This window comes from Ancylobacter rudongensis (assembly GCF_900100155.1).
GTDB lineage: Bacteria > Pseudomonadota > Alphaproteobacteria > Rhizobiales > Xanthobacteraceae > Ancylobacter > Ancylobacter rudongensis.
Genome location: NZ_FMTP01000003.1, coordinates 364,616 through 385,541, shown reverse-complemented (window position 1 = coordinate 385,541; position 20,926 = coordinate 364,616). Strand labels below are relative to the sequence as shown.

Below are 20,926 nucleotides of genomic sequence, written 5' to 3'. Positions count from 1 at the left end.
CGCAAGGGTCTGGATCGCGCGGCGCCCGCCCCGCCCGTCATCGGCGAGGGCCGAACACGCAACATTCATCCTTGGTCTAGTTTTTTTACCATAGGAAGGCGCCGCGCTTTTCCCTAGAATGGATCGAAATCAGACTCGACCGGCGCCGGTCGCAAAAAACGTCGATTGGGAGGAGTGCCATGTCCGGTCTCGTCATGCCGGCGCCGAAGGCCGATGTTCTGGCCCGCCGCGCCCGGATCATCGCCGATCTGCGCGCCATCGTGCCCGGCGAGGGGGTGATCGACACCGAGGCCGAGATGCGCCCCTTCGAGAGCGATGGGGTGACGGCCTATCGCCAGCTTCCACTCGTCGTCGTGCTGCCCTCCACCACCGAGCAGGTGTCGAAGGTGCTGGCCTATGCCAACGCCAACGGCATTCCGGTGGTGCCGCGCGGGGCGGGCACCTCGCTGTCGGGCGGGGCGCTGCCGCTGGAAGACGGAATCCTGCTCGGCATGGGCAAGTTCAACCGCATCCTCGACATCGACTTCGCCAACCGGACCGTGGTCGCCCAGCCGGGCGTGACCAATCTCGGCATCACCACGGCGGTGGCGCATGAGGGCTTCTATTACGCCCCCGACCCCTCCTCGCAGATCGCCTGCACCATTGGCGGCAATGTCGGCGAGAATTCCGGCGGCGTGCACTGCCTGAAATACGGCCTGACGACCAACAACGTGCTGGGCGTCGAGATGGTGCTGATCACGGGCGAGATCATCCGCCTGGGCGGCAAGCACCTCGATTCCGGCGGGCTGGACCTGCTCGGCCTTATCGTCGGCTCGGAAGGTCTGCTCGGCGTGGTGACGGAAGTCACCGTCCGCATCCTGAAGAAGCCGGAGACGGCGCGCGCCGTGCTGCTGGGCTTTCCCTCCTCGGAGGCGGCCGGCGCCTGCGTCGCCGCCATCATCGCCGCCGGCATCATTCCCGGCGGCATGGAGATGATGGACAAGATGATGGTCCATGCTGCCGAGGCCTTCCTCGGCGCCGGCTATCCCCTCGATGTCGAGGCGCTGCTGATCGTCGAGCTGGACGGGCCGGAGGCGGAGGTGAACCACCTCATCGACCGCGTCGCCGAGATCGGCAACGGGCTCGGCTGCATGACGCTGCGCGCCTCCACCAGCGAGGAGGAGCGCGTCGCCTTCTGGGCCGGGCGCAAGGCGGCCTTCCCGGCGGTGGGGCGCATCTCGCCGGATTATCTCTGCATGGACGGCACCATTCCGCGCAAGGCGCTGCCGCTGGTGCTGAAGCGTATGGAGGAGATGTCGGAGAAATACGGCCTGCGCTGCGGCAATGTCTTCCATGCCGGCGACGGCAACCTGCACCCGCTGATCTGCTACGATGCCAACACGCCGGGCGAGCTGGAAAAGGCCGAGGCCTTCGGCGCCGACATTCTTCTGCTCTGCGTCGAGGTCGGCGGCGTGCTCACCGGCGAGCACGGGGTGGGCGTCGAGAAGCGCGACCTCATGCCCTCGATGTTCAACGAGATCGACCTCGCCCATCAGGAACGGCTGAAATGCGCCTTCGATCCCGAGGCGCTGCTCAACCCCGGCAAGGTGTTCCCCGTGCTGCACCGCTGCGCCGAGCTGGGGCGGATGCATGTCTCGGGCGGCAAGCTGCCCTTCCCCGATTTGCCGCGCTTCTGATGGCGACCCTGCTCGTCCGCAACGCCACGGTGCTCGTCACCATGGACGGCGCCCGCCGAGAGATCGCTGGCGGCGGCCTGTTCGCGCGCGACGGGATGATCGAGCAGGTCGGCCCGGGCGAGACGCTGCCGGACAGCGCCGACGAGGTGCTTGACCTGTCCGGCCATGTGGTGCTCCCGGGCCTCGTCAACGCCCATCACCATCTCGACCAGACGCTGACCCGCGCATTGCCGGCCGCGCAGAACGTCAACCTGTTCCGCTGGCTCGGGGCGCATTACCGGCTGTGGGCGGCGCGCACGCCGGAGGCCTCGCGCACGGCGACGCTGGTCGGGCTGGCGGAACTCGCTTTGTCCGGCTGCACCACCTGTTTCGACCACGCCTATGTCTTCCGCAATGGCTGCGCGGTCGACGACCAGATCGGCGCCGCGCGCGAGATCGGCATGCGCTTCATGGTCTCGCGCGGCTCGATGTCGCTTGGCCAGTCCAAAGGCGGGCTGCCGCCGGACGAGTGCGTCGAGGACGAGGACGCGATCCTGGCCGACAGCGCCCGCGTCATTGCCCGCTATCACGATGCCACGCCCGGCGCGCGGCTGCAGATCGCGCTCGCCCCCTGCTCGCCCTTCTCGGTGACGCCCGAGCTGATGCGCGACAGCGCGGCGCTGGCGCGGGACAAGGGCGTGCGGCTGCACACGCATCTGGCCGAGACCATCGATGAGGAGCGCTTCACCCTGGCGCGCTTCGGCAAGCGCCCCGTCGCCTATATGGAAGAGCTGGGCTGGCTGGGCGAAGATGTGTGGTTCGCCCATGCGGTGCATGTGAACGCGCACGAGATTTCCTGCTTTGCCGGCGCCGGGGTCGGCGTCTGCCATTGTCCCTCCTCCAATATGCGCCTCGCCTCCGGCATCGCGCCGGCCATGGCCTATCGGCGCGCCGGGGTGAAGGTCGGGCTCGGGGTCGACGGCTCGGCCTCCAATGACGGCAACAACCTGCTCGCCGAAGCACGCCAGGCCATGCTGCTCGCGCGGCTGCAGATCAGCCTGCGCCCGCCGGAAGGGCCGGACACCACGCTCTCCACCGCCGACCCCGCGCGCGATGCGGAGTGGATGACCGCCCGGCAGGCGGTTGAACTCGCCACGCTCGGCGGGGCTTCGGTGCTCGGGCGCAGCGATATCGGCGCGCTGGCGCCGGGATATTGCGCCGATTTCTTCGCCCTGCGGCTGGATGAGGTCGCCTTTGCCGGCGGGCTCGCCGACCCGGTGGCCGCCGCTTTGTTCTGCACGCCGGGGCGGGCCGCCTTCACCTATGTCCATGGCCGCCCGGTGGTGGCCCATGGCGAGGTGGTGACGATCGACCTGCCGGCGGTGGTGGCCGAACACAACACGCATGCCGCGCGGCTCGCCGCGCTTTCGGGAGTGGCTTGAGATGAGCGAGAGGCTGTGTCCGCGCGACGAGGCCGATGTGGTGGAGGCCGTGCGCTGGGCCGTGTCCAACGCCCGCACGCTTGATGTGGCCGGCAGCGGCTCCAAGGCGCGCCTCGGCCGTCCGCTCCAGACCGACGCCACGCTGGAGCTGAAGGGGCTCTCCGGCGTCACCCTCTATGAGCCGGAAGAGCTGGTGCTGAGCGCCAGGGCCGGCACCCCGGTGGCGGAGATCGAGGCGCTGGTCGCCGCCTCCCGGCAGATGCTGGCCTTCGAGCCGATGGATTTCGGCCCGCTGCTCGGCGTGGCGCCGGGCGGGGGCACGCTGGGCGGGTTGATCGCCTGCAATCTCGCCGGGCCGCGCCGGCCGAGCGCCGGGGCGGCGCGCGACCATGCGCTCGGCATCCGCGCCGTTTCCGGCCGGGCCGAGGCGTTCAAGGCTGGCGGGCGGGTGGTGAAGAACGTCACCGGCTATGACCTGCCGCGCGGGCTCTCGGGCTCCTATGGCACGCTCGCCGCCTTCACCGAGCTCACCATCAAGGTGCTGCCGCGCCCGGAGACGGTGGAGACGCTGCTGGTGCTCGGCCTCGACGATGCCGCCGCCAGCGCGGTGATGAGCGCGGCGGTCGGCTCCTATTACGACGTCTCCGGCGCCGCGCATCTGCCGGCCGAGGTCGCCGCGACCATTCCCGCCATCGCCGGGGCGGGGGCGGCGGTGACCGCGCTGCGGCTGGAGGGGGTGCAGCCCTCGATTCTCCACCGGCGCGGCAAGCTGGAGGCGATGCTGCGCGCCCATGGCACGCTGTCCTTCCTCGACGCCGACGCCTCGCGCGACTTCTGGCAGGCGGTGCGCGATGTCACGCCGTTCGCGCTTCCCGAGGGGGGCGATGGCGAGACCGCGAAGGTGGTGTGGCGGGTCTCGGTGGCGCCGATGGCCGGGCCCCATGTGGGCGCGGCGCTGCGGGAGATCGGCGCCCGCTGCCTGTATGACTGGGCCGGCGGGCTGGTCTGGATTGAGATGCCCGGCACTGAGCCGCACAGCGCGCGCGTCCGCGCGGCGGTGGCGGGCGCCGGTGGCGGCCATGCGACGCTGATCCGCGCCAGCGCGGCGGCGCGCGCGGCGGAAGAGGTGTTCCAGCCGCTCGACCCGATCACCGGCGCGCTGATCGCCCGGATGAAGAACGGCTTCGACCCCGGGCGCGTGCTGAGCCCCGGGCGCATGTATGCGGGAGTGTGAGCCATGCAGACCAACTTCTCCCTCGCCCAGCTCGCCGACCCGCAGACGGCGCGGTCTGAACAGGTTCTGCGCGCCTGCGTCCATTGCGGCTTCTGCACCGCCACCTGCCCGACCTATGTGCTGCTGGGGGATGAACTGGATTCCCCGCGCGGGCGAATTTACCTGATCAAGGACATGCTGGAGAATGACCGGCCGGCGACGCAGGAGGTCGCCAAGCATGTCGACCGCTGCCTCTCCTGCCTCTCCTGCATGACCACCTGCCCCTCGGGCGTGCACTACATGCACCTGGTCGACCATGCCCGCGATCATATCGAGAAGACCTATCACCGCCCGCTGATGGACCGGCTGACCCGGGCATTGCTGGCGCGGGTGCTGCCCAGCCGCACGCTGTTCCGCCTCGCCATTGGCGGGGCGATGGTGGCCAAGCCCTTCGCCGGCCTGTTCGCGGCGGTGCCGGGAATGCGCCCGATCGCCGCCATGCTGCGCCTCGCCCCCGCCCGCCCGGCCACCCGCTCCGCCGATGAGGGCGTGCGCCTTTTCCCGGCGCAGGGCGCCCGGCGCGCCCGCGTCGCCCTGCTCGATGGCTGCGCCCAGCCGGTGCTGCGGCCGGAGATCGACGCGGCGGCGATCCGGCTGATGACCCGCATGGGGGTGGAGATCGTCCGCCCCGGCGGCGGCGGCTGCTGCGGCTCGCTCACCCACCATATGGGCAAGGAGGAGCTGGCGCTCGCCAATGCCCGCGCCAATGTCGACGCCTGGATGCGCGAGATCGAGGGCGAGGGGCTGGACGCCATTCTCGTCACCACCTCGGGCTGCGGCACCACCATCAAGGATTACGGCCACATGCTGCGCACCGAGCCGGCCTATGCCGAACGCGCGGCCAAGGTGTCGGCGCTGGCCAGGGATGTGAGCGAGTTCCTGGCCGCGCAGGAGCTGCCGGCCCCGGTGATCGCGCCGGGCATCCGGGTCGCCTATCATTCCGCCTGCTCGCTGCAGCACGGCCAGCGGGTGCGCACCCCGCCCAAGGCGCTGCTCACCAGTGTCGGCTTCACCGTGCTGGAGCCGGCCGAGGGGCATCTGTGCTGCGGCTCGGCCGGCACCTACAACATCCTGCAGCCGGAGATCGCCGAGCGCCTGCGCGCCCGCAAGGTCGCCAATATCGAGCGCACCGACCCGCAGGTGATCGCCGCCGGCAATATTGGCTGCATGACGCAGATCGGCGGCGGCACCGGCCTGCCGGTCGTGCACACGGTGGAACTGCTGGACTGGGCGACCGGCGGGCCGATGCCGGCCGAACTGGCGGGCGTGCGCGCGGCGGCGTGAACGCCTGACAGACGGGGCGGCGGGCGGCTATGATCGCCGCCCCATCGCTGCTTCGTCAGGGCCTTCCATGTCGATTCCCCGTCTTCTCGTCCTCTCCCTCGGCGGCACCATCACCATGACGGCGGGCGCCGGCGGCGGCATTTCGCCGACGCTGGGCGCGGCCGAGCTGGTGGCCGCCGTGCCCGGCCTGGGCGAGCTGGCACAGATCGAGGCGCGCTCGCCGCTGAAGGTCGGCAGCGCCTCGCTGACGCTGGAGAATATCGCCGCCGTGGCCGCCGAGATCCGCGCCGGCTTCGCGCAGGGTTTCGACGGCGCGCTCGTCATCCAGGGCACCGACACGATCGAGGAGACCGCCTTCGCGCTCGACCTGCTGGTGGGCGATGAGCGGCCGGTGGTGGTGGTCGGCGCCATGCGCGGGCCGCAGCAGCCGGGCGCCGACGGGCCGGCGAACCTGCTGGCCGCCGCCCTTGTGGCCACCAGCGAGGCGGCGCGGGGGCTGGGCACGCTTGTGGTGATGAATGACGAGATCCACGCCGCCCGCTTCGTGCGCAAGGCCCACACCGCGCTCACCTCGGCCTTCGTCTCCGAGATGGCCGGCCCGCTCGGGCTGGTGGCGGAGGGGCGCGTGCGGCTGCTGGCCCGCGTCGCGCGCCCGGCGCTTCCCACGCTGGAGGCCGGCCTGGCGGCATTGCCGCCGGTGGCGCTGCTCAAGATCGCCATGGGCGACGATGGACGGGTCTTGCGGGCGGTGCCCGGCCTCGGCTTTGCCGGCCTCGTCATCGAGGGCGCCGGGGCGGGCCATGTGCCGGGGGTGATGGCGGAAAGCCTCGGCGAGGTCGCCGCGCACATGCCGGTGGTGCTGGCCAGCCGGACGCTGGCGGGGCCGGTGTTCGAGCGCACCTATGCCTATCCCGGCTCGGAGATCGACCTGCTGGCGCGCGGCGCGCTTTCCGCCGGGCTGCTGACCGGGGTCAAGGCGCGCCTGCTGCTCACCCTCGCGCTTGCCGCTGGCTGGGACCGCGCGGCGCTGGCCCGCGCCTTCGCCGCCTATGGCTGAACCCGGCGCGCGGCCGCGCCGCCGCTGACGCACGGGGGCGGCCAGGGCACCCGGCCAAGGCACCCGCCACCTCGCGTCGCGCGTCCCTTGGCAAGTTCCGCACAAGCCAGATGGCCTCCTCTACCGGCATGTTAAATGCTCTGTGGAGGTGTTCCGTGGGTACGATGCGACTGGGCATCGCGATGAAGCTCGGCATCGCGTCCGTGCTGCTGGTTCTTCTGTCGTGCGGCGTTCTCGTCAGCCGGCATTACGCCATGTCGAGTATCGAGGAGGCCAATGCGGCCTCGGACCGGCAAGCGGCCATTCTGAACGAAGCCGAACAGGTTGGGCAGTTGCTCACCCGGACCCAGCTCAACGCCACCGAACTGCGGCTGTCCTTCGCCAATCCGGACAATGACGCCCTGCTCGGGGCGGTGAAGAAGGATATCGGGACGGCGCAGGCCGGGCTCGACCGGCTACTGGAGCTGGAAACCCATGACGACGATCGCGCGGTTTTCGTGGAGCTGAAGCAGCTGCTGGTCCAGATCGGCGCGGTCACGGCCAAGGTGCATGCCTCCGAGGTGGTGCAGCAGCAGCTGGTCGAGGCCCGCCCGGCGCTCGCCATGCGGGCGCGCACCCATTTCTCCACCCTCGTCGGGCAGATGCTCGAACTCGGCCAGACTGACATGGCCAGCAACGTGCAGCCGCTGGAACAGCTGGTCGACAACATCAACCTCGCCGCCTCCACCTATATGCTGGAGGGCGACACCAAGCAGCTGAAGCGCCTCGCTTCCATGCAGAACCGGGTTGCCACCATCCTGACCGATGTCGGCCAGCAGCTGGCCGACAACCCGCAGGTGGCGCAGACGGTGGAGATCGCGCTGAAGGATTTCGATGCCTATAAGCGGCTGATCGACGACAATCTCGCCGAGCTTGCCAGCCGCGCCGCACTGGTGAACGACAGCAGCACACCGCTGATGCGCGAGGCCAACCGGATCCTGAACGCCGTGGTGCACGAGACGCGGGTCCAGGCCGACGAGGCCAAGGCCCTCGCCGAAGAGGCGCTGGCGGATGGCATGACGCGCATCTTCATCTTCTCGGCCATCGCCATCGTCGCGGCGATCCTGGCCGGCGTCTATTCCTTCCTGGGCATCGCCCGGCCGGTGCGCGAGGTGAGCGCGGCGATGGAGCAGGTGTCCGCCGGCGATCTGGAGACCGTCATTCCCCATGCCGCCCGCACCGACGAGATCGGCGAGCAGGCCCGGGCGCTGACCGTGTTCCGCGACGGGCTGCGCGAGGCCGAGCGCCTGCGCGAGGAGGCCCATCGCGCCTCGCTGCGCGCCGCCGAGAACCGGCACTCGGAAATGCGCCAGCTTGCCGACCAGTTCGAGACGGCGGTGGGAGCGGTGGTCGACATGGTCGCCAATGCCGCCAGCGACCTGCAGGCCGCTTCCGAGGCGCTGAACGCCACGGCGGAGGAGGCCACCAGCCAGGCCGCGGCGGTCGCCGCGGCGGCGCAGCTCGCCACCACCAATGTGCAGACCGTGGCGGAAGCGATGGACGAGCTTTCCGCCGCCGCCCAGGAAATCGGCGACCGGCTGCAGCATTCCACCGTGATGACCGAACGGGCGGTCGGCGAGGTCGCCGCCACCACCGGCCAGATGAACGAGCTGAAGGCCTCGGCCGAACAGATCGGCACCATCACCGGCCTCATCGGCTCCATTGCCGGCCAGACCAACCTGCTCGCCCTCAACGCCACCATCGAATCCGCCCGCGCCGGCGATGCCGGCAGGGGCTTCGCCGTGGTGGCGCAGGAGGTGAAGGCGCTGGCCAGCCAGACCGCGGAGGCCTCCGCCGGCATTTCCGAACGCATCTCCGGCATTCAGGAATCCACCGGCGGTGTTCAGGGTGCCATCGCCGGCTTCAGCCACACCATCACCGAGCTGCGCAACGCGGCAGCGGCGATTTCCGCCGCCATGACCGAGCAGCACGCCACCACGTCCGAGGTCGCGCGCTCGATCCAGCAGGCGGCGAGCGGAACGCAGGACGTCACCAGCAACATCTCCGCCGTCCAGCGCACGGCGCAGGCCTCGGCCGCCGCCGCGCACCGGGTGCTGACCTCAGCCCGCGACCTCTCGCAGCAGGCGGTGACGCTGCGGCGCGAGGTGCACAGCTTCGTCGACATGGTGCGGGCGGGCTGAACGGCGCCGCCTTCCCACCGGCACACGAAAAAGGGCGGCCGCGAGGCCGCCCTTTCTGTATCTGGTGCCCTGAGGCGTCGCCCCGCAGGCGGTGCGACCGGGGCGGCACGCCGCCCCGTTGCGCCTCACTCGGCGGCGCCGGCCTCGGCGTCGTCGGCCGGCTTGGCCTTGGCTTCGAGGTCCTCGCCGGTCTCCTGGTCGACAACCTTCATCGACAGGCGGGTCTTGCCGCGCTCGTCGAAGCCGAGCAGCTTCACCTTCACCTTGTCGCCTTCCTTGACGACGTCGGAGGGCTTGGCCACCCGCTCCTTGGCGAGCTGCGAGACGTGCACGAGGCCGTCCTTGGCGCCGAAGAAGTTCACGAAGGCGCCGAAATCGACGACCTTCACCACCGTGCCCTCATAGATCTGGCCGATCTCGGGCTCGGAGGCGATGGACTTGATCCAGTTCAGCGCCGCCTTGATCGATTCGCCGGAGGCGGAGGCGACCTTCACCGTGCCGTCGTCCTCGATGTTGATCTTGGCGCCGGTCTTCTCGACGATCTCGCGGATCACCTTGCCGCCCGAGCCGATCACTTCACGGATCTTGTCGACCGGGATCTGGATCACCTCGATGCGCGGGGCATGCTCGCCGAGCTCGGAACGGGCGCCGGTGAGCGCCTTGTTCATCTCGCCGAGGATGTGATGACGGCCATCCTTCGCCTGGGCGAGGGCGACCTTCATGATCTCCTCGGTGATGCCGGCGATCTTGATGTCCATCTGCAGGGCGGTGACGCCCTTGTCGGTGCCGGCCACCTTAAAGTCCATGTCGCCGAGGTGATCCTCGTCGCCGAGGATGTCGGAGAGCACGGCGAACTTCTCACCCTCGAGGATGAGGCCCATGGCGATGCCGGCCACCGGGCGGCGCATCGGCACGCCGGCGTCCATCAGCGCCAGCGAGGTGCCGCAGACGGTCGCCATGGAGGAGGAGCCGTTCGACTCCAGGATCTCCGAGACGGCGCGCAGCGTGTAGGGGAACTCGTGCGCGGGCGGCAGCAGCGGGCGGATGGCGCGCCAGGCGAGCTTGCCATGGCCGATTTCGCGGCGGCCGGGCGAACCCATGCGGCCGGTCTCGCCGACCGAGAAGGGAGGGAAGTTGTAGTGCAGCAGGAAGCGCTCCTTGTAGGTGCCTTCCAGGCTGTCGATGAACTGCTCGTCCTCGCCGGTGCCGAGGGTGGCGACCACGAGGGCCTGCGTCTCGCCGCGGGTGAACAGGGCGGAGCCGTGGGCGCGCGGCAGAACGCTCGCCTCGGCGACGATCTGGCGGACGGTCTTGGTGTCGCGGCCGTCGATGCGGATCCCCTCGTCGAGGATGTTCCAGCGGACGATCTTGGCCTCGAGCTCCTTCAGCACCTCGGCCAGCACCTGGGCGTCCGGCACCGGCTTGCCTTCGGCGGCGAGCGCGGCGTAATGCGCCTTGGCCTTGGCCTTGGCATTGCCGACCGCCTCGTAGCGGTCCTGCTTGCGGACGATCTTGTAGGCGGCGCGCAGATCGCCATCGATCAGGGCGCGCACTTCGGCTTCAAGCGCCGAATGGTCCGGCGCGGTGTAGTCGCGCGGCTCCTTGGCGGCCTTCTCGGCCAGGCGGATGATGGCGTCGATGACCGGCTGGAAGTGGCGGTGGCCGAACATGACCGCGCCGAGCATCACGTCCTCGGAGAGTTCCTTGGCCTCGGACTCGACCATCAGCACGGCGTCGGCGGTGCCGGCGACCACCAGGTCGAGCGCCGATTCCTTGACCTCGTCGAGGGTGGGGTTCAGCACATACTCATTGTCGATGAAGCCGACGCGGGCGCCGCCGATCGGGCCCATGAAGGGCACGCCCGAAAGGGTGAGGGCGGCGGAGGCGGCGACCAGCGCCACGATGTCGGGATCGTTCTCAAGGTCGTGCGAGAGCACGGTGACGACGACCTGGGTCTCGTTCTTGTAGCCGTCGGCGAAGAGCGGGCGGATCGGACGGTCGATCAGGCGGGAGACAAGCGTCTCCTTCTCGCTCGGGCGGCCTTCGCGCTTGAAATAGCCGCCGGGGATGCGGCCGGCGGCGTAGGTCTTTTCCTGGTAGTTCACGGTCAGGGGGAAGAAGTCCTGGCCGGGCTTCGCCGACTTGGCGGAAACGGCGGTGGCGAGCACGGTGGTGTCGCCATAGGTCGCGAGCACGGCGCCATCGGCCTGGCGCGCCATGCGGCCGGTCTCGAGGGTGAGCGTGCGCCCGCCCCAGTCGAGTTCCTCGCGGTGAATATCGAACATGTCTGTCTCTGGCTTTCCGAAGCGGGGCCATGGACAAGACGGCGAGAGACTCGGGCGAATGGCCGGGCGGCCTTCAGCAAGGCGGGGCCACGGGACCACAAGTCTCCGGCGATCCTGCCATGGCGCGCCGCTTCACTATCGGTCGCGGCGAGCCCCATGCCCGCCGCATCTTGCGTCTTCAGCGCGGCGGGTCATCCGCCCGCGCCGTCTTTCAGCGCGCGAGGCCCGCACCAGGGTGGCGCGAGCCTCGCATGTCAACTCAGCGGCGGATGCCCAGGCGCTGGATCAGCGCCTTGTAGCGGCCTTCCTCGGTCTTCTTGAGATAGTCGAGAAGACCGCGACGGGCCGACACCATCTTGAGCAGGCCGCGGCGGGAATGGTTGTCCTTGGCGTGGCCCTTGAAGTGGCCGGTGAGGTTGGCGATGCGCTCGGTGAGGATCGCAACCTGCACTTCCGCTGAGCCGGTGTCGTTCGGCTTGGTGGCGTATTCCTTGATGAGCGCCTGCTTGCGCTCGGCAGTGATCGACATCGGAAACTCCTTTTCCATAAGGGAGGGGGTGAAGAAGCGCTTTCGCGCCGCTTCGGGCCAGTGTCGCGGGCCGAGCCGGGATGTCGTCCAGCACGGTCGATGCAACAATGGGTTCGCGCGGACGAGAGGTCCGCAACGCGCGCGCACCATACACGAAAACGCCGCAGGTGCTAGTGGCAGCTGCCGGCGCGGCCTGGCGGCGCGCGCCGCAACGAGGAGCAGGAGGGGCGCGCGTGGCGCCCCCCGGGTGTCACTTGCCGGAATGGAAGATCCGCTTGGGATGGATCTCGCCGGCCTCGGCCTCGCCGAGCGCGATGAGGCGCCCGCCGGCGGTGATGGCGACCGGGCCTTCCAGCACAGGCGCATCGCGCCCGCGCAGGATGATCGGCTGGCCATGGGCGAGCCGGGCGGCGTCGGAGGACGAGACGCGCAGCGCCGGCAGGCTCTCCAGCCCGATCTCCACCGGACGCAGGGCGAAGGCCGGCGGGGCGTCGTCCATCGCCTCGGAGACTTCGCGCAGCTTGGCCAGCGGGATCAGCTCTTCCTCGGGGAAGGTGCCCACGCGGGTGCGGCGCAGGGCGCTGATATGGCCGCGCGCGCCCAGCGCCCGGCCGAAATCGCGGGCCAGCGAGCGCACATAGGTGCCCTTGCCGCATTCGGCCTCGAACACCGCATGATCGGCGTCCGGCTGGTCGACCAGCTCCAGCGAGTGGATGACCACGGTGCGGGCGGCGAGGTTGACCTCGACGCCGTCGCGGGCGAGGTCGTAGGCGCGTTCGCCATTGATCTTGAGCGCGGAATAGTTCGGCGGCACCTGTTCGATCTCGCCGCGATAGGCGGGCAGCAGGTCGAGGATCGCCTCGCGCGTCGGGCGCAGATCGGAGGTCTCGGTGGGCTGGCCCTCGCTGTCGTCCGTGTCGGTCTCGATGCCCCAGCGCACGGTGAAGCGATAGACCTTGCGCCCGTCCATGACGAAGGGAACGGTCTTGGTCGCCTCGCCCAGCGCGATCGGCAGGCAGCCGGAGGCGAGCGGGTCGAGCGTGCCGGCATGGCCGGCCTTCTTGGCCTGGAACAGCCATTTCACCGCCCCGACCGCCTGGGTCGAGGTCATGCCGACCGGCTTGTCGAGCAGCACCCAGCCATCGACATCGCGCTTGGGCCGGCGCTTGCGCGGGGCCTCGCGGGCCTCGTCGCGAGCCTCCTCGCGGGACTCCTGGATGGCCGGCGCGGCCGCAGCGATCTCGGGAGCGTCGTCCTGCAGGCGGATGGGGTCGAGCGGGGCGTTCATACCGCGTCCTCTTGGTCGTTCGGATCGTTCGGGCCATCTTCGGCGCCGCCGAGGTCGCGCTGCACCTGAGGCAGGCGCAGCAGGGCGTCGATGCGCGAGCCTTCCTCGAACGAGGTGTCGATGCGGAAGCGCAGCTCGGGAATGGATTTCAGCGCGAGGCGGCGGCCGATCTCGCCGCGCAGCGGCTTGGCATTGGTCGCCAGCGCGGCGATCGCCGCCTTGGCGTCCTTGCCGCCGAGCGGCATGACATAGCAGGTGGCGATCTTCAGGTCCGGGCTCATGCGAACCTCGGGCACGGTGATCACCACCCGGGTCAGCGCCGGATCGGGCAGATCGCCGCGCGACAGGATATCGGAAAGGGCGTGGCGCACCAGCTCGCCCACGCGCAGCTGGCGCTGGCTCGGGCCGCCGCCCGAGCTCGCTTTGTTCTTCATGCGATCAAACCTTCAAGGCCCCGCCCGCACCTGGGGGCATCGGGGCCGGCCGCGACCGGAGCGAACGGGCTTGGACCGCGCGCTCCCGTGGAAAGGCCGCCCCCGCGTGCGGGAACGGCCAAAGCGTTGCGTGCACCTGGTGTGCTCAGAGCGTGCGCTGCACGACCTCGACGCGGTAGCACTCGATGACGTCGCCGGCGCGCATGTCCTGGTAGTTCTCGAAGGACATGCCGCATTCCTGGCCGGAATGCACCGTGTTGACCGCATCCTTGAAGCGGTTGAGCGTCGCCAGCTTGCCTTCGTGGATGACCACGTTGTCGCGGATGAGGCGCACATGCTGGCCGCGTTCGACGACACCGTCGGTGACGAGGCAGCCGGCGACCTTGCCCACCTTGGAGACCGCGAAGATCTCCTTGATGAGGGCGTTGCCGAGCATGGTCTCGCGGTTGATCGGGGCCAGCAGGCCGCCCATCGCCGCCTTCACGTCATCCACCAGGTCGTAGATGATGTTGTAGTAGCGGATCTCGATGCCGGCACGCTCTGCCGCGTCGCGCGCTTCCTTGTTGGCACGCACGTTGAACGCGATGATCGCCGCGCCGGCCGTCTCGGCCAGCGTCACGTCGCTCTCGTTCACGCCGCCCGCGCCGGAGTGGATGATGCGGGCCTGCACCTCGTCGGTACCGAGCTTCTCCAGCGAGGTGGTGATCGCCTCGATGGAACCCGACACGTCGCCCTTGATGATGAGCGGGAATTCCTTCCGCCCGGCCGTCTTGGCCTGGCTCATCATCTGCTCCAGCGAGCCGCGGACGGTGGCGGAACGGGCCGCCGCCTTCTCGCGCTTCTGGCGCTGGCGGTAATCGGTGATCTCGCGGGCCCGGGCTTCGTTCTCGACCACGGCGAGACGGTCGCCCGCCTCCGGCGTGCCGCTGAAGCCGAGCACCTCGACCGGGAAGGACGGGCCCGCCGAGGTGACGTTGGCGCCCTTGTCGTCGATCAGGGCGCGCACGCGGCCCATCTCGGCGCCGGCGACGACGATGTCGCCGACACGCAGCGTGCCGCGCTGGACGAGGACGGTGGCGACAGGCCCCCGGCCACGGTCGAGCTTGGCCTCGATGACGGTGCCTTCCGCGTCGCGGTTCGGGTTCGCCTTGAGGTCGAGCACTTCCGACTGCAGCGTGATGAGCTCCAGCAGCTTGTCGAGATTGATCTGCGCCTTGGCCGAAACCTCGACTTCCAGCGTGTCGCCGCCGAGGCTTTCGACCTGGACCTCGTACTGCAGCAATTCGCTGCGCACGCGCTCCGGCTTGGCATCGGGCTTGTCGATCTTGTTGATCGCGACGATGAGCGGCACCTTGGCGGCGCGGGCGTGGTTGATGGCCTCGATGGTCTGGGGCATCACGCCGTCATCGGCCGCCACCACCAGCACCACGATGTCCGTCACCTTGGCGCCGCGGGCGCGCATCGCCGTGAAGGCGGCGTGGCCGGGCGTGTCGATGAAGGTGATCTTGCCGCCGAGCGGCGAGGTCACCTGATAGGCACCGATATGCTGGGTGATGCCGCCGGCCTCGCCGGAGACGACATTGGCCTTGCGGATGGCGTCGAGCAGCGAGGTCTTGCCGTGGTCGACATGACCCATGATGGTCACGACCGGGGGGCGCGTCTCCAGGTGCTCGTCGGTATCCGTTGTGTCGAACAGGCCTTCTTCCACGTCGGATTCGGCGACGCGGCGCACGCTGTGGCCGAGTTCCTCGGCGATCAGCTGGGCGGTGTCGGCGTCGATCACGTCGGTGATCTTCACCATCTGGCCCTGCTTCATCAGCATGCGGATGACGTCGACCGCGCGCTCGGCCATGCGGTTGGCCAGCTCCTGGATGGAGATGGTCTCCGGGATGATGACCTCGCGGGCGATCTTTTCCTTCGCCTCGACATGGCGATGGCCGCTCATGCGCTGGGTGCGGCGACGGAACGAGGCGACGGAGCGCTGGCGTTCGTCGTCGGACGACTGAGCGGTGACGACGGTCAGGCGGCCGCGGCTCTTCTCCGGGCCGGCGGGGCGGGTCGGCTTGGCCGGGGCGGCGGGGCGCGCGGGGGCGCCACCGGGACCGCGACGGACCGGACGACGATCGTCCTCCTCGGCATCCATCGGGCCGCGCGGCGTGGCGACGCGCGGCGCGCCGGGAGCGGCGGGCGCCGAGGACGGGCTGGCGGGCGTGGCGGCGCGGGGCGCCGTGCCGGACGGCGAGGCGGCGGGCTGGTCGTCGCCGAAGCGCTTGCGCGCCTCCTGCTCGGATTTGCGCTTGGCTTCCTCTTCGAAGGCGCGGCGGGCGTCTTCCTCGCGCTTGCGGGCCTCGGCGGCCTCGCGCTCGATCTTCTCGCGCGCCTCGCGCTCGGCGCGGCGGACGGCCTCGATCTCGGCGCGCTTGCGATCCTCGACCTCACGGATGCGGGCATCCTGGAGGGCGGCGGTACGGGCGCGGGCTTCCTCTTCCGTCAGGGTGCGCAGCACCACGCCGCCGGGGCGGCTGCCCTGCGGGGCCGGACGGGGGCTGGAAAGATTGGCGCCCGGGGAGGGCTGGGTGCGCAGCGGCGGCCGGCCGGAAGGCTGGTTCGCCGGTGTGCTCGCCGCCGCCGGAGCGGGTGCGGCACTGCGTGCGGGCGCGGCGCTCGGCGCCGGTGCGGCACTGCGCACGGGTGCGACGCTCGGCGCGGCAGGTGCCGCTGCGGCCGGTGCGGGGCGCGCGGGGGCGCTCGCGGCCGGCTGCGGGGCCGCGCTCGGTGCCGGGCGGGCCGGCTGTGCGGCGGGCGGAGCGGATGCCGGCGGCGAAGCCGGTGCGGCCGCTGCCGGCGCCTCGGGCTTGTCGCCCGGGCCGAGCACGCGGCGCTTCACCTTCTCCACCACGACGGACTTGGACCGCCCATGGCTGAAGCTCTGGCGGACGACGCCCTGCTCGACAGGTCGCTTGAGCGTGAGGGTGGTCTTGCCGCCCTGTCCGACGCCCATCGTCTTCTCGCCGGGGTTCTTCGTATCGGTCATTCGGTATCCGTTCCTGTACCTTTCCGCCTCATGCGGAAAGGCCCCACTATCGTCGGCCAGCCTGCTTAATCCGCGCGCCAGCCTTCGAGCCTTTTCATTCGCGCGAGGAACCCCGCGCTCGTCGGATGCGCGAGCAGCGCAGCATGTACCACATTTGCCCGCCCTAGCGCCAAGTCCAATTGTTCGCCCGGCAGGCTGTCGATACGGGCGATTTCCCGTCCGGCAGCTTCACCGATCCGCCGGGCCAGCGCGTCGAGCTTTCCCGCCCCGTCCGGGGCGGCTTCGCTCGCATGCATCAGCACCGCGACCTTGCCGCTCTGCAGCGCCTCGATCACCTTGGCGTTGCCCGTCACCACCTGCCCCGCCTTCTTGGCGAGGGCGAGGGAGGCCAGGGCATCCTTCTCCAGGAGCTGGCCGACCATGTCGGACAGTCCCGGCTCGGTTCGTCCCTTGCCCTTGAAGGCGCGCGAAAACGCCTTCCGCTTCAGGGCGTCGGCCAGCACGGCGTGCCGTGCCGTCACCCAGGCGCCGCGCCCGGGAAGCCGGGCATGGATATCCGGCACCACCGTGCCGTCAGGCGCCACGACGAAGCGCAGCAATTCCTCTACCGGCCGCACCGTCCGGCTGGCGATGCACAAACGGGTCGGCGCGCGTCCCGCATCCGGCAGGCCGGCATCGGTCAGCCCGACATCGGCCTGGTCGGTGCCGGCGGCATCGGTGCCGTCCACCGGCTCCGCCCCGTGGGGGGCCGTCTCGTCCGTCACCGCTTCCATTCCCTTCGGTCCCGATGCCGCGCCGGAGCGGGCGACCGGGGTGAGCGATCAGGCCTGGCTTTCGCCGTCCTCAGTCGTCTCGGCCAGCTCGGCCTCGTCCTCAGCCGGGCCGGCGAGCTCCTCGGCGGTGATCCAGCCGGCCTTGACGCGGGCCTGCATCACCAGCGCCTCGGCGGCCTCGCGGGAAAGCTCGAAGCCTTCCAGCGCGCCGGCGATACGCACCACCTCGCCATCCTTGCGCTCGGTCCAGCCGACGAGATCATCGGTGGCGCAGCCGGCAAGGTCCTCGACCGTCTTGATGTCGTTCTCGCCGAACGCCACCAGCATGGGCGAGGTGACACCGGGCACTTCCCGCAGCGCGTCCTCGACGCCCAGCGCCTTGCGGCGCTCGTCGAAGGTGGCTTCCACCTGCGCCAGATGCGCCAGGGCGCGGTTCTGCAGTTCCTGCGCCGTGTCCTCGTCGAAGCCCTCGATGCTCGCCAGCTCGTTCAGCGGCACATAGGCGATTTCCTCGACCGAGGCGAAGCCTTCGGAGGCGAGGAGCTGGCCCATCATCTCGTCGAGGTCGAGCGCCTCGGCGAACATCGTGGTGCGCTCGGCGAAGTCCTTCTGCCGGCGCTCGCTCTCTTCCGCCTCGGTCATGATGTCGATGTCCCAGCCGGTCAGCTGGGAGGCAAGGCGCACATTCTGGCCGCGGCGACCGATCGCGAGGGAGAGTTGGGCATCGGGGACCACAACTTCAATACGCTCGCGGTCTTCATCGAGCACCACCTTGACCACTTCGGCCGGGGCGAGGGCGTTGACGATGAAGGTCGCGACGTCCGGCGACCACGGAATGATGTCGATCTTCTCGCCCTGCAGCTCGTTCACCACCGCCTGCACGCGCGAGCCGCGCATGCCGACGCAGGCGCCCACCGGGTCGACCGAGGAATCGCGCGAGGTGACGGCGATCTTGGCGCGCGAGCCGGGGTCGCGGGCCACCGACTTGATCTCGACGATGCCGTCATAGATCTCCGGCACTTCCTGCGCGAACAGCTTGGCCATGAAGTGGGGATGGGTGCGGGAGAGGAAGATCTGCGGCCCGCGCTGCTCGCGGCGCACGTCATAGACATAGGCGCGGATGCGGTCGCCGGTCTTGAACACTTCGCGCGGCAGCAGCTCGTCGCGGCGCAGCGAGGCTTCGCCGCGGCCGAGGTCGACGACCACATTGCCGTATTCCACCCGCTTGACCGCGCCATTGACGATCTCGCCGATGCGGTCCTTGAACTCTTCATACTGCCGGTCGCGCTCGGCCTCGCGCACCTTCTGCACGATGACCTGCTTGGCCGACTGCGCAGCAATGCGGCCGAAATCGAACGGCGGCAGGGTGTCGGCGATGGAATCGCCGATCTGCGCCGCCGGGTTCAGCCGGCGCGCGCCGACAAGGTCGATCTCCACCGCCGGGTTGTCGACCTGCTCGACCACCAGCAGATGGCGGGCAAGGCGCAGTTCGCCGGTGCGCGGGTTGATCTCGGCGTGGATGTCGGTCTCGGCGCCGTAGCGCGAGCGCGCCGCCTTGGCGATCGCATCCTCCATCGCGGCGATCACGATACCGCGGTCAATCGTCTTTTCCCGCGCGACCGCGTCGGCGATCTGCAGGAGTTCAAGCCGGTTGGCGCTGACGACGGCCATCAGTGCGTCTCCTTCGCATGGGATTTGCGTTTGGCGTTGGATTTCTTGCCGGGCTTGGCGGCGCCCTTGGGCTTCAGCATCGGTTTGGACTTCTGCTTGACCGGCATCTTCTTCGGCGGGACGACACGCGGGGCCACGCCCTCGCCGCCCACGAACATGTCGTCATCGGCATTCTCGTCGGCCTCGTCGCCGTCGAGCGGCACCTCGCCGATGTCGGCGAAGTCGATGTCGTCCTCGTCGATGCCGGCGCCCTCGCGCAGCGCCTTGTCCCGGCGCAGCGCCTCGCGGATCAGCGCGTCGGTCATGACAAGGCGGGCATCGCCAATGTCGGAAATGGGCAGGGCGACGGTGTCGGGCGCTCCGGCGGCGACGTCGGGCAGGCGCAGCAGCGCCTCCTCGCCCTTCGCGCCGACCAGGATGCCGCGGAAGCGCTTGCGCCCATCCACCGGCACCGCCATGTCGACCTTCACGTCATGGCCGGCCCAACGCTGGAAATCGGAGAACCGCACCAGCGGCCGGTCGATGCCGGGCGAGGACATTTCGAGATTATAGGCCCCGGTGATCGGGTCCTCGACATCGAGCACCGGCGAGATGGCGCGGCTCGCCGCCTCGCATTCGTCAATGCCGAAGGAGCCGTCGGGGCGCTCGGCCATGATCTGCAGGGTCGGCGGGCTGCCGCCGGAGATCTTGGCCCGCACCAGACGGAAGCCGAGGCCCTGCAGCACCGGGCCGACAATGCCGGCCACACGGGCGGCGGGGCCGGTCTCGATGACAAGACGCGGCTCGTCGAGACGGCCCTCGGGCAGGGCGTTCGAATCAGCAGTGGCTTCGTTCACGTGGGCTTCGGTTTCGCTCATCGTCCTCGTCGGATCGCCTAACGATCCGCAATGCAAAAAGAGCGGGCCCCGGCGACGGAACCCACTCTCAACCGATCAGATGATCGTTTGTGAGATCGTTGAATGCCCCGCTTATACAGCCAAACCGCCCCGGGGTGCAAGGGAGCGCTCCATCGAGCGGTCCCGCGGGTGATTGATCACGCGCGAGAGCGGGCAGGCCCCCTGCCGGGCCGGGCCTACGAGAGGCGGGCGCGGCGGCGGTTGCGGCCGGCGAGGGCGCGTCGCATAAGCGGTTCATGTCTGTTCGCCCCCCGCCCCTTCCCGTGCTGCGCGAGCGCGCGCCCGCCAAGGTCAACCTCACCTTGCGGGTGCTCGGCCGGCGCGCCGACGGCTATCACGATTTGTCGAGCCTCCTCGCCTTTGCCGGCGCCGGCGACCGGCTGGCGCTGCTGCCGGGGGCGGAACTGGCGCTCGCCCTTGAGGGGCCGGGCGCGCCGGCGCTGGCCGGCGAGGGCGATAATCTGGTGCTGCGGGCGGCGCGGGCGCTGGCGGCGCGCGTGCCCGGGCTGGTGCTCGGCCGCTTCACCCTCGCCAAAAGGCTGCCGGTGGCGGCCGGCCTTGGCGGCGGCTCGGCGGATGCGGCGGCGGCGCTGCGGCTGCTGGCGCGGGCGAACGCTCTTGCGCTCGACGATAACAGGCTGTTCGAGGCGGCGCTCGAGACCGGCTCGGACGTGCCGGCCTGCCTCCAGAGCCGCTCCTGCCTGATGGGCGGGCGCGGCGAGGCGCTCACCCCGCTCGCTCTGCCGCGCTTCGGCGCCGTGCTGGTCAATCCGCGCGTGGCGGTGGCGACCGCCGACGTGTTCCGCGCGCTGGCGCTGGTGCCGGGCACGTGCTGCGGGGAGGCCGCGCCGGCGCCGGAAGCGGCGTCGCGCTCCGGGCTGGTCGCCTGGCTGCGCACCGAGCCCAATGATCTGGAGCCACCGGCGCGGGCGCTGGCGCCAGTGCTCGGTGCCGTCGAGGCGGCGCTGCAAGCCACGGCGGGAGCGCGGCTGGTGCGGATGTCCGGTTCCGGGGCGACGATGTTCGCGCTGTACGACGACTGCCGCGCGGCGGCCGCCGCGGCGCGGATCGTGGCGGCGGCCCACCCGGAATGGTGGGTGAAGTCCACCGTGCTCGGATAAGCGG

15 protein-coding genes are annotated in these 20,926 nt (G+C 70.2%); 7 read left to right on the top strand and 8 right to left on the bottom strand.

Annotated features, from left to right (window positions below; all coding sequences use genetic code 11):
* Window positions 1-179 precede the first annotated feature (179 nt).
* The 6 genes from BLO63_RS09915 to BLO63_RS09890 all read left to right on the top strand — a co-directional run bounded on the left by BLO63_RS09915 (window position 180) and on the right by BLO63_RS09890 (window position 8,891).
* Entirely contained in the window at window positions 180-1,676 is a 1,497-nt protein-coding gene (locus BLO63_RS09915; RefSeq protein WP_091439736.1) for an FAD-linked oxidase C-terminal domain-containing protein, read from the top strand.
* Entirely contained in the window at window positions 1,676-3,097 is a 1,422-nt protein-coding gene (locus BLO63_RS09910) for an 8-oxoguanine deaminase (RefSeq protein ID WP_091439735.1), read from the top strand. The genes BLO63_RS09915 and BLO63_RS09910 overlap by 1 nt, the downstream gene beginning before the upstream one ends.
* A gap of 1 nt (window position 3,098) precedes the next feature.
* A complete protein-coding gene (locus BLO63_RS09905) occupies window positions 3,099-4,331 on the top strand; it encodes an FAD-binding protein (RefSeq protein ID WP_205409300.1) in 1,233 nt (410 codons plus the stop codon).
* A gap of 3 nt (window positions 4,332-4,334) precedes the next feature.
* A complete protein-coding gene (gene glcF, locus BLO63_RS09900) occupies window positions 4,335-5,654 on the top strand; it encodes a glycolate oxidase subunit GlcF (protein ID WP_091439728.1) in 1,320 nt (439 codons plus the stop codon).
* A gap of 67 nt (window positions 5,655-5,721) precedes the next feature.
* Entirely contained in the window at window positions 5,722-6,711 is a 990-nt protein-coding gene (locus BLO63_RS09895; protein ID WP_091439726.1) for an asparaginase, read from the top strand.
* A 164-nt stretch (window positions 6,712-6,875) separates the two neighbouring features.
* A complete protein-coding gene (locus tag BLO63_RS09890; RefSeq protein WP_091439724.1) occupies window positions 6,876-8,891 on the top strand; it encodes a methyl-accepting chemotaxis protein in 2,016 nt (671 codons plus the stop codon).
* A gap of 125 nt (window positions 8,892-9,016) precedes the next feature.
* Here BLO63_RS09890 and pnp read toward each other — a convergent pair whose 3' ends face one another.
* The 8 genes from pnp to rimP form a co-directional block, all read right to left on the bottom strand.
* Entirely contained in the window at window positions 9,017-11,176 is a 2,160-nt protein-coding gene (gene pnp, locus BLO63_RS09885) for a polyribonucleotide nucleotidyltransferase (RefSeq protein WP_091439721.1), read from the bottom strand.
* Between the two features lie 259 nt (window positions 11,177-11,435).
* Window positions 11,436-11,705 (bottom strand): 30S ribosomal protein S15, encoded by a 270-nt coding sequence (gene rpsO / locus BLO63_RS09880; RefSeq protein WP_091440406.1) that lies wholly within the window; start codon window positions 11,703-11,705, stop codon window positions 11,436-11,438.
* A gap of 250 nt (window positions 11,706-11,955) precedes the next feature.
* Complete coding sequence (gene truB / locus BLO63_RS09875) at window positions 11,956-12,993, bottom strand: tRNA pseudouridine(55) synthase TruB (RefSeq protein ID WP_091439719.1); 1,038 nt, start codon at window positions 12,991-12,993, stop codon at window positions 11,956-11,958.
* Entirely contained in the window at window positions 12,990-13,427 is a 438-nt protein-coding gene (gene rbfA / locus BLO63_RS09870) for a 30S ribosome-binding factor RbfA (protein ID WP_091439716.1), read from the bottom strand. The genes truB and rbfA overlap by 4 nt, the downstream gene beginning before the upstream one ends.
* Before the next feature lie 145 nt (window positions 13,428-13,572).
* Window positions 13,573-16,461: a translation initiation factor IF-2 gene (infB, locus tag BLO63_RS09865; RefSeq protein ID WP_091439713.1), complete on the bottom strand. Its 2,889-nt coding sequence runs from the start codon at window positions 16,459-16,461 to the stop codon at window positions 13,573-13,575.
* Between the two features lie 65 nt (window positions 16,462-16,526).
* A complete protein-coding gene (locus tag BLO63_RS09860; RefSeq protein ID WP_091439710.1) occupies window positions 16,527-17,234 on the bottom strand; it encodes an RNA-binding protein in 708 nt (235 codons plus the stop codon).
* Between the two features lie 48 nt (window positions 17,235-17,282).
* On the bottom strand, window positions 17,283-18,905 hold the full coding sequence (gene nusA, locus BLO63_RS09855) for a transcription termination factor NusA (protein ID WP_091439706.1): 1,623 nt from the start codon (window positions 18,903-18,905) through the stop codon (window positions 17,283-17,285).
* Window positions 18,905-19,762, bottom strand: coding sequence for a ribosome maturation factor RimP (gene rimP, locus BLO63_RS09850; protein ID WP_091439702.1), 858 nt, complete (start codon window positions 19,760-19,762; stop codon window positions 18,905-18,907). The genes nusA and rimP overlap by 1 nt, the downstream gene beginning before the upstream one ends.
* Before the next feature lie 275 nt (window positions 19,763-20,037).
* Between rimP and BLO63_RS09845 the strand changes: the two genes are divergently transcribed.
* Window positions 20,038-20,922: a 4-(cytidine 5'-diphospho)-2-C-methyl-D-erythritol kinase gene (locus BLO63_RS09845; RefSeq protein WP_205409299.1), complete on the top strand. Its 885-nt coding sequence runs from the start codon at window positions 20,038-20,040 to the stop codon at window positions 20,920-20,922.
* Window positions 20,923-20,926: the final 4 nt, after the last annotated feature.

Excerpts from the sequence above, each read along its gene's own strand:
- BLO63_RS09915 (WP_091439736.1), top strand. The coding sequence starts at position 180 with ATGTCCGGTCTCGTCATGCCGGCGCCGAAGGCCGATGTTCTGGCCCGC.
- BLO63_RS09910 (WP_091439735.1), top strand. The coding sequence starts at position 1,676 with ATGGCGACCCTGCTCGTCCGCAACGCCACGGTGCTCGTCACCATGGAC.
- BLO63_RS09905 (WP_205409300.1), top strand. The coding sequence starts at position 3,099 with ATGAGCGAGAGGCTGTGTCCGCGCGACGAGGCCGATGTGGTGGAGGCC.
- glcF (WP_091439728.1), top strand. The coding sequence starts at position 4,335 with ATGCAGACCAACTTCTCCCTCGCCCAGCTCGCCGACCCGCAGACGGCG.
- BLO63_RS09895 (WP_091439726.1), top strand. The coding sequence starts at position 5,722 with ATGTCGATTCCCCGTCTTCTCGTCCTCTCCCTCGGCGGCACCATCACC.
- BLO63_RS09890 (WP_091439724.1), top strand. The coding sequence starts at position 6,876 with ATGCGACTGGGCATCGCGATGAAGCTCGGCATCGCGTCCGTGCTGCTG.
- pnp (WP_091439721.1), bottom strand. The coding sequence starts at position 11,176 with ATGTTCGATATTCACCGCGAGGAACTCGACTGGGGCGGGCGCACGCTC.
- rpsO (WP_091440406.1), bottom strand. The coding sequence starts at position 11,705 with ATGTCGATCACTGCCGAGCGCAAGCAGGCGCTCATCAAGGAATACGCC.
- truB (WP_091439719.1), bottom strand. The coding sequence starts at position 12,993 with ATGAACGCCCCGCTCGACCCCATCCGCCTGCAGGACGACGCTCCCGAG.
- rbfA (WP_091439716.1), bottom strand. The coding sequence starts at position 13,427 with ATGAAGAACAAAGCGAGCTCGGGCGGCGGCCCGAGCCAGCGCCAGCTG.
- infB (WP_091439713.1), bottom strand. The coding sequence starts at position 16,461 with ATGACCGATACGAAGAACCCCGGCGAGAAGACGATGGGCGTCGGACAG.
- BLO63_RS09860 (WP_091439710.1), bottom strand. The coding sequence starts at position 17,234 with ATGGAAGCGGTGACGGACGAGACGGCCCCCCACGGGGCGGAGCCGGTG.
- nusA (WP_091439706.1), bottom strand. The coding sequence starts at position 18,905 with ATGGCCGTCGTCAGCGCCAACCGGCTTGAACTCCTGCAGATCGCCGAC.
- rimP (WP_091439702.1), bottom strand. The coding sequence starts at position 19,762 with ATGAGCGAAACCGAAGCCCACGTGAACGAAGCCACTGCTGATTCGAAC.
- BLO63_RS09845 (WP_205409299.1), top strand. The coding sequence starts at position 20,038 with ATGTCTGTTCGCCCCCCGCCCCTTCCCGTGCTGCGCGAGCGCGCGCCC.